Below are 2,282 nucleotides of genomic sequence, written 5' to 3'. Positions count from 1 at the left end.
TCCTTGTTTATAATTATTCATGCCATACTGAAGATTCCACTCGATAATATGGGCAAAATCAAAGAGTTTTCGTATCTCTGGACAATCATCGTAGGTAATTAACCATTTAGCCTGACATTGACGCATATTATCGGCAAAACGTTGATGATCGAAGCTGGTATGTAAATTACCTCTCACACCGTACAAACGGGATTTTGTGGCACTATAGTAGGGGGGATCGAGAAAGATAAAAACTTCTTTTCCCTCAGCAAATAATAATTCTTCGTAGTCTTGGTTAGTAATTTTTACTGATGCTAATAACGGCGCAATTTGAGTTAATCTGGCCATTGATGAATCAGTAAATCTACTGGTAAAAGCAGCTTGAGAATAACCTCCCGAATCCACTGTTCCCGAAAAAGTAATCCGATTTAAGATAAAAAAACGCACTGCTTTCTCAAAGTCGGTTAACTTTAAATCTTCCCTTGTCAAATCTTGAAATAATTCTCGTCCAGTATCATATTTCTGTTTAATTTCTGTTATTTTTGCTACCAATAAATCAATATTTTCTTGAGCGCATTGCCAGAAACAATATAAATCATAATTTAAGTCATTAATCCAATAGGTTTTTATTTGTTGTCCAAAGAGTTGCTTAACAGCAAAAAATACAGAACCCCCACCAAAAAAAGGTTCTCGATATTCCCTAATATTCACAGGAATTTGCGGCAAAATTTGCTTAATTGCCCGGGATTTCCCCCCCGGATAACGCAAGGGACTTTTAATTTTTGACATTTTATTTACTAATTAGCTCCTATCTCGATTTCGAGCTTTTTATTGGTTTGAACTTCAACTAAAAGCTTTCTAATTATTTCCTGCTCTCTCTCCTTCAGATTATCCGAGTTTAACACAAGAAATTTTTCTAGATTTTCCAATTGACAAGGTAAAGTAATTTTGTCTTTAATACCTTTACCTGTAAGTTTTAACTTTGACACAAAATTTATGGATTGATTGTTTAAGTTAATGGAGTCTATATTGGAATACAGAATTAATTTAAAAAGACCATCTTGTATATCAGTTAAATCTGGCAGCCCCTTCCTTGTAGAATTTTTAGACTCCTGAATGTAATATTGATCTTTTATATATAAAATTTCGTCTGGTGCTAGATAATAAGTTCCTCCCAAATAGTTTTCAATACAGAAGTTTGCTTTCCTTCCATCGACTAAATATTCATGTTTATGTACTGTAACTGATTCCCTTTCACTTGCCATTTTAGAGCCTTTTAGAGATATATTTTTGAATTCTTCAAAATCAAGCATAACTGCTTTTAGATATTGTCCCATACTAGCTTGAGAATGAGTAAAAACACCAGTATTGTCAGAGATATTTTTATAAGAATTAAGAGCCTGTTGAAAAGTCGAAGTAAACTTTTCTTCTAATAAACTTTTATTCCAATGTAAAGCACTTTGCTTGTAATTTAAAATTTCTTTTATTTGATTCTTAATAAATTCATTATTAAACTTTTGTTTGGTAAGTTTGTGTTTATTTTCCTGTTTCGTTTTTTGACTTTTCTCCGCATTTTCATAGTATCCAAGAACTATATATATTGAGTAAATTCATCCATGAAACTGTAGAATATTGAAGCTTATCTAAGTCTCCATCTCTTCCCTCATCTTTAATAATCGGTATTATTGTCAATATTTTTGATGCATTATATGTGTTATAAATTCTGGCAAATGGATAACTTCTGGTTCGCTTAGGGGAAACCCACTTGGAATAAGCGACTTCTGTATTTTGTGCCTCTATAATTCCATAAGCTCTGGATTCATTAACATCAAATTGTTCCAAACATACTCTGTCTAAAGATTCTGTTAGACAGGCTGTATATTTTACATCTCTAATAAATCCAGTCAAATTCAAGACTTCGCTCATATTATGAAATTACGATCAAACTAATTGGATTAAAAGACAGCCTAACGGTTGAACTCACCCGCCTTGTCAAAGTCTAGCACAAAGTCTGGTGCAGTGATATGTCAGACAGTCGGCAGCCGGTCATAGGCTTCTGACTCAACATCGGGAACTTTTGTTAAGATTGCCTGATACTTTTCTCGACTTCCCTTTTTGGACCTTTCTATTAGGTAATTTTCTGTCATCAACGCTGAAAGTTTCTCAGCGATCGCAGTAGAGATAAATTGATCGATCGAAATTCCATCACGAGCCGCTAGATCATCTAAACTTTTCTGTAATGAGTCGGGAATTTGAACTTGGATGGTACTCATGGTAACTTACCTATTAATCGTAGGAAACCT

General features: G+C 33.7%; 4 protein-coding genes. All 4 read right to left on the bottom strand.

Annotated elements, in window-relative coordinates; translation table 11 throughout:
- The coding region (locus tag PX481_RS12195) for a DNA adenine methylase (protein ID WP_288094650.1) at positions 1-768 on the bottom strand (768 nt) is incomplete at its 3' end.
- Positions 769-776: 8 nt separating this feature from the next.
- Positions 777-1,316 carry a hypothetical protein gene (locus PX481_RS12190; RefSeq protein ID WP_002759758.1) on the bottom strand — a complete coding sequence of 180 codons (540 nt, stop codon included), beginning with the start codon at positions 1,314-1,316 and terminating at the stop codon, positions 777-779.
- 238 nt (positions 1,317-1,554) lie between these two features.
- The gene (locus PX481_RS12185) at positions 1,555-1,905 is read right to left on the bottom strand and encodes a hypothetical protein (RefSeq protein WP_002759757.1); all 351 of its coding nucleotides are present in this window, start codon (positions 1,903-1,905) and stop codon (positions 1,555-1,557) included.
- A 101-nt stretch (positions 1,906-2,006) separates the two neighbouring features.
- Positions 2,007-2,252 (bottom strand): YlcI/YnfO family protein, encoded by a 246-nt coding sequence (locus PX481_RS12180; RefSeq protein WP_287730079.1) that lies wholly within the window; start codon positions 2,250-2,252, stop codon positions 2,007-2,009.
- Between the last annotated feature and the right edge of the window lie 30 nt (positions 2,253-2,282).

The sequence above is a fragment of the Microcystis sp. M53603_WE2 genome (assembly GCF_030065435.1).
This window is presented reverse-complemented; position numbering and strand designations above follow the sequence as displayed.

What these genes read in the sequence shown, in the direction of transcription:
- PX481_RS12190 (WP_002759758.1), bottom strand. Translation starts at nt 1,316, where the DNA reads ATGGGACAATATCTAAAAGCAGTTATGCTTGATTTTGAAGAATTCAAA.
- PX481_RS12185 (WP_002759757.1), bottom strand. Translation starts at nt 1,905, where the DNA reads ATGAGCGAAGTCTTGAATTTGACTGGATTTATTAGAGATGTAAAATAT.
- PX481_RS12180 (WP_287730079.1), bottom strand. Translation starts at nt 2,252, where the DNA reads ATGAGTACCATCCAAGTTCAAATTCCCGACTCATTACAGAAAAGTTTA.